The sequence below is a fragment of the Photorhabdus sp. HUG-39 genome, from assembly GCF_963878365.1.
GTDB classification, from domain to species: Bacteria; Pseudomonadota; Gammaproteobacteria; order Enterobacterales; family Enterobacteriaceae; genus Photorhabdus; species Photorhabdus kayaii.
This window is the reverse complement of sequence record NZ_CAWNWY010000073.1, coordinates 1-4669: the sequence shown is the minus strand read 5'-3', so window position 1 is coordinate 4669 and position 4669 is coordinate 1. Positions and strand designations below refer to the sequence as shown.

General features: G+C 38.4%; 8 protein-coding genes and 1 pseudogene. All 9 read right to left on the bottom strand.

Annotated elements, in window-relative coordinates:
* Window positions 1-145 (bottom strand): annotated as a pseudogene (locus tag AAC155_RS23795) (ImcF-related family protein); the annotation flags it as partial.
* Window positions 146-572: 427 nt separating this feature from the next.
* The gene (locus AAC155_RS23790) at window positions 573-731 is read right to left on the bottom strand and encodes a hypothetical protein (protein WP_223121507.1); all 159 of its coding nucleotides are present in this window, start codon (window positions 729-731) and stop codon (window positions 573-575) included.
* Between the two features lie 742 nt (window positions 732-1473).
* Complete coding sequence (locus AAC155_RS24610; protein ID WP_334223608.1) at window positions 1474-1578, bottom strand: hypothetical protein; 105 nt, start codon at window positions 1576-1578, stop codon at window positions 1474-1476.
* 106 nt (window positions 1579-1684) lie between these two features.
* Complete coding sequence (locus AAC155_RS24605; protein ID WP_262405200.1) at window positions 1685-1975, bottom strand: Imm43 family immunity protein; 291 nt, start codon at window positions 1973-1975, stop codon at window positions 1685-1687.
* A complete protein-coding gene (locus AAC155_RS23780) occupies window positions 1975-2199 on the bottom strand; it encodes an AHH domain-containing protein (RefSeq protein ID WP_113044385.1) in 225 nt (74 codons plus the stop codon). Before AAC155_RS23780 ends, AAC155_RS24605 begins: the two co-directional genes overlap by 1 nt.
* A 68-nt stretch (window positions 2200-2267) precedes the next feature.
* Window positions 2268-2561, bottom strand: coding sequence for a hypothetical protein (locus AAC155_RS23775; RefSeq protein ID WP_113044384.1), 294 nt, complete (start codon window positions 2559-2561; stop codon window positions 2268-2270).
* Window positions 2561-2839: a hypothetical protein gene (locus tag AAC155_RS23770; protein ID WP_113044383.1), complete on the bottom strand. Its 279-nt coding sequence runs from the start codon at window positions 2837-2839 to the stop codon at window positions 2561-2563. Before AAC155_RS23770 ends, AAC155_RS23775 begins: the two co-directional genes overlap by 1 nt.
* A 164-nt stretch (window positions 2840-3003) precedes the next feature.
* Window positions 3004-3273, bottom strand: a complete 270-nt coding sequence (locus tag AAC155_RS23765) for a hypothetical protein (protein WP_046974165.1) — start codon at window positions 3271-3273, stop codon at window positions 3004-3006.
* On the bottom strand, window positions 3270-4669 hold a 1400-nt coding region (locus AAC155_RS23760; RefSeq protein WP_275658246.1), incomplete at its 5' end, for an RHS repeat domain-containing protein. The genes AAC155_RS23760 and AAC155_RS23765, both read right to left, overlap by 4 nt.

The window sequence follows — 4669 nt, the reverse complement described above, 5'->3', positions numbered from 1 at the left end:
CTTCGCTGCCTTTCGGCGCCCGGTTCAGGTCATCCAGCAGGCCGTTCATTAAGGCGGGCAGGAAGCGCTGAGACAGCAGTTGCAGGTAGGTGTTTTCCACATACGGGCCGACCGCCGCGCCCTGATAAAGCCCCATATCCGCCAGCAGCCCTTTCTGATGCTAATCCCCGTAGGCCAGCATCAGACTCTGTTCTCTCTCTCTTTATTCACTATTCTTCAAAAGAATAGGATTGAAAATAACTCATGTCTTTTTATCTTTTTTTATACCGCACGGCATAATTCCTTTTTTAAATATAGAAAATATTTCTTCTAATTTAGCGTTTTGATTAAAAGAAAATAAATATCGATAAATGCTTATCATATTTAATCTGTCATTATATTCGTCATTTACTTCATTTAGAAAGTTATCGTATTCTATGTTATCAACTAACCCTTGTTTCTTTCTTATAAGATATCATTTTCTTTTTCTCATATTTTCTTTAACTTGATCCTGAGTAGATATTTTTATTCTATCAAGGATATCCTTTTCTGCTTTTTTATAATCCTCATGAAGATAAAACTCAGATGCCCGATCAGAAAAAATCATTCCAAACCATATAGTTACCTGGTATGTCTTGTTCGAAAAGAAGCTTTAATGCCCTATCTTTATTATCAATAATTTCATATTCATTAAATTCTTCAATAGAACCGGATAAAAAATCTGAGCTTTTAAAAAATTCAATAGGTTCCATATAAAAATTTATTATCTCACCTATATTAAATCATCCTAAAATTTTACTCCAGAGATCAAAGATGCTTTGTCTCACTTTTTAATTTACGTCTTTCCCCTGAATATTAGTGTTATACATCTCTTTGGATCTAATAATATTACCATTCCCCATATCTTTTTTAGTTATATTTTGGATGTTAGCTACTTGTTTCGATATGGTATTAATTGATTGAGATTTATTTTATCCAGAGCATTGCATCAGTATATCCGTGATTACCTTGATGCCTTGCCATTGCACTAACCAGTCGGCTTTGGCGTGGCATTCACCACGGTAAGAAAGAAGCACGCCGGAAGCGATCCCGGCTTTTTGCTGTTTCAGAGAGAAATCAGAATAAAATAGCTAAAATATAGCCTATGTATATATTTAATATTAATCTTATATTTTTCTGTATTATTCTTTTGTTTATCTTCTTATTTATTTTATATTTTTGTGATTTTAAATTATATATTTAATATATAATACTAACCCTTTAAGCTATTTGTTTTAAACATAAAAATACAAGTCTGAAAGATCACAGGGATCTTTCCGGCTTTTTACTATTAGCTTAGGGTAATTTTATTTTCCCTTTTTTGACATTAGCTTTAATGTCGTACTTAAAATCTACACAATAGTGATTCAAGACTTCATCTAATTTAATTAGTTTTGTTCCTTTGATATTTTATTTAATTAATCTGTTAGCTACTTTTTCTGAAATAAAGATAAATCATGATAATAAAGTAGTCCGTATTGAAAAAATATCATAATTGAATGATTCATTATGAAAAGATAATTTATGAGGAATTAAATTTCCATATTTATCTTTTTCCAATATTGAATTTTTTTCATTCAGAAATAACTCTTTGTCAGTAAAAAAAGATAATTTAATGAGTTATTGATAGTTTTTCCATCTTTAATAGATGTCGCAATTAATTTTTTTAAACATGATCGCTTAATTTAAACTCATTGATAATATAGAAAAATCTATCAGATAGGATATGAGCCATATTGTGTTGATAATAATTAAACCCCAATTTTTCAATATTTTTATTACATAATAAATACAAAAGATTAGGGCATTCCTTATCTAATAGATAATAAGGTATATCATGCTTGGAGCCTTCATAATCCCATTTTTCATTAATTTGCTTTTCGGTATCTACTATAGCATGAAGATATCTTGGCATTAGCGAAGAATTATAATCGTTCATTAATACATAATAATTCATTAATTTACTCTCACACATTTGGTTGTAGACACTTGACCAGACCATATTTTATTTTTTATATCCATCTGAAGCTTTCTAATAGCATCTCTAGCTTCTCGCTCGTTAATACTATTATTAGAATACTGGTTTCTTATATCCCTTATTCTTCCTCGCACTTCATCAGAATAATTATTATGATTACTTCTGTGGAAAACTTTCATTCCTTTTCCGATATCTGCTTTCATGGCGGATTCACTACCCGGAAAAGGCCGGAAGATCTCGAAAGATCTTTCCGGCTATTAAATTTCATCAACTATAATTTATGCATTGCTGATTGAATCTTTTCTTCTAACTCAGATAAATTTTTTGCTGAACCTAAATAAACAGGACTTTCCCAGTTAAAATCTTTAATTAATGCCAGGTTAAACTGTCCATTAATTTCGAATGAGGGTCTCCAGCCAATGTCTAAAAGATATCCATTAGGAAATTCTACCTGCAACATATCTTCTTTTAATTCATCAAGTTGATTCTCAAGTGGAATATCATCACTAATAAAAAAGTCATTAAAAATGATCACCCCACTTTTTTCTGAAAAATCAATGTTCATTATTTTGTCAGTTTCCTAAATTCATTGAGAGATATTGGATGTCCGTGAATAGTACCGCCGCTATATTCAACTCTTATCCATTGACTTGGTTTACCTTCACTAGCCCCGATAATTTCTCTCATATCTTGAACTTTCCAAGGCTTACCATTTGTAACTGGTTGCCCAGTTTTATAAACAGAACGCTCTAATGCTTCGATGTTAATTTCTGGTTTATATTTTGCGGGCCCAGATTTCGTTGATTTGACTATATCGTTCCAAGAAGCATTTTTGGGAGGCACATGTTTGTATCCATGATTTGTCCAATTAGGTTCCTTAGCGCCCGGACATGGAGTTAACCCGAAAGGATCGATCCAATTGACCGGATCGTGGACATAACTGCACGCCAGGATAGATCATCAGAAGGCCGGAAGGTCTTGAAATATCTTTCCGGCTTTGAGTTGTATTAGACTTTTCTTATTTTTTGGTAAAAATAAGCAACATCAATTAAGGTTGATATCACCCCATTTTCATCAGGCCAATCCATAATAAATCTTGGATATGATGGCTTGTAAACTTGGGGATTCATAACCCTTATCATTTCCTCTAACTCTTTTTTTACTTGAGTTAATGCACTAATAGATAATGGTGCATTCTTTCCACTTTGATGTAGTTCAATTGTATCCTGAACTAATTGAAGAGCATCAATCAAAAATGTTTTGCCAGAAGTTTTCATTTCATTAGAGATCCATATTTCCACGGCTCAAGTACAAATATTTGCTCTGCACCGCCAGTATATTGAGGGCCGAAATCATATTGTGGTGCTGCTTTACCTTTTATGATTGTCGTTCCCGGTTTTATTTGAAACTGTTGAATCCCTGTCATTCCATTCCAATCAGGCGGTAATGCCAACCCACTTCTATTCGTTTGTGGAGTGAACGTTTCAAATACATACTGCCCTTCAGGTCTGGCTCTTTTTCCAAAATCATGGAAGCGTGCACCATAAAGGCTATCACCTGCTTTATGTACAGACATTCCTGACAGTTCAAATGAGTCAATGATCTGCTTTCTTTGACTTCTGCCGACTCCCATAGATTGCAAATATTCAGATGCATCTCTAACTCCTTGATATGGGTGCGGAGGTTTCCCTTTATTCCCCGGACAGCCAGTTAACCCGAACGGATCAATCCAATTCACCGGATCATGGACATAGCTGTACGGGTTAAATCCGCCACTAAGATTCAAAGGATCCGGCGATAAGTACTGGCCTGTATCACTCTCGTAATAACGGTGCCGATTATAAAATAAACCGCTTTCCGTGTCTTCATATTGGCCACAAAACCTGAGATTACAGGTCAGATTCCGCGGGTCATTGACCGTCAGCACCGGCCAACATTCCGGCTCGCCCCAGGTGAGCAGTCGTCCGGCCCATATCAGCTCCCCGGCTTCGGTCAGAATTTCCCGCACCGTTCCTTGGTGATCACTCACCACATAGTATAGCTGACCTTTTTCATGCCGTGCCAGCGGCGTGAGGGCGCCCGGCTCATACAGCCAGTGAATGCTCTGTTCATACCCGACAGTGCCATCCGCATACACCGGCGTCTCTTCAATCAGCTGCTCCCCGCTCCACAGGTAATCATAGCCGATTATCGCGGTCGGTTTCACCGGCGGTCCGGCGGTGTCCTCCTCTTTCCGCTTGCTAATCCGTCGCCCGAAGGCATCATAGCCATAACGCCAGCGGGTGCCTTCCGGGCTGATAAACCCGGTCAGCCGGTCTTGCGCATCCCAGCGGTAGCGCCAGGTCCGCGGCCGGTAGCCCCGGCGCTGTTCGGTTTTTTCTGTCCGCCGCCCGTTTTCATCGTAGCGATACGTGCAGGCGCCGTGCTGAATCACTCTGCCCGCCTGCTGGGTGTGGTAGCTCTGGCGCAGGTCTTCACTGAGCCGTTCCGGTACCCGTTTTTGGTAATGCAGATGCTGGCCGGCATCATACACAAACTGTTCGTCACAGGCTCGCGGCCCGCCAAACTGGGCGGTCACCACCTGGTCATTGGCATTGTAGCCGTAGCGCGTCTCGTCCCAGCGGGTGTCTTCAATGCAGGCCACGTTGTAGGCCGGGGTGTAATGCCAGTGGC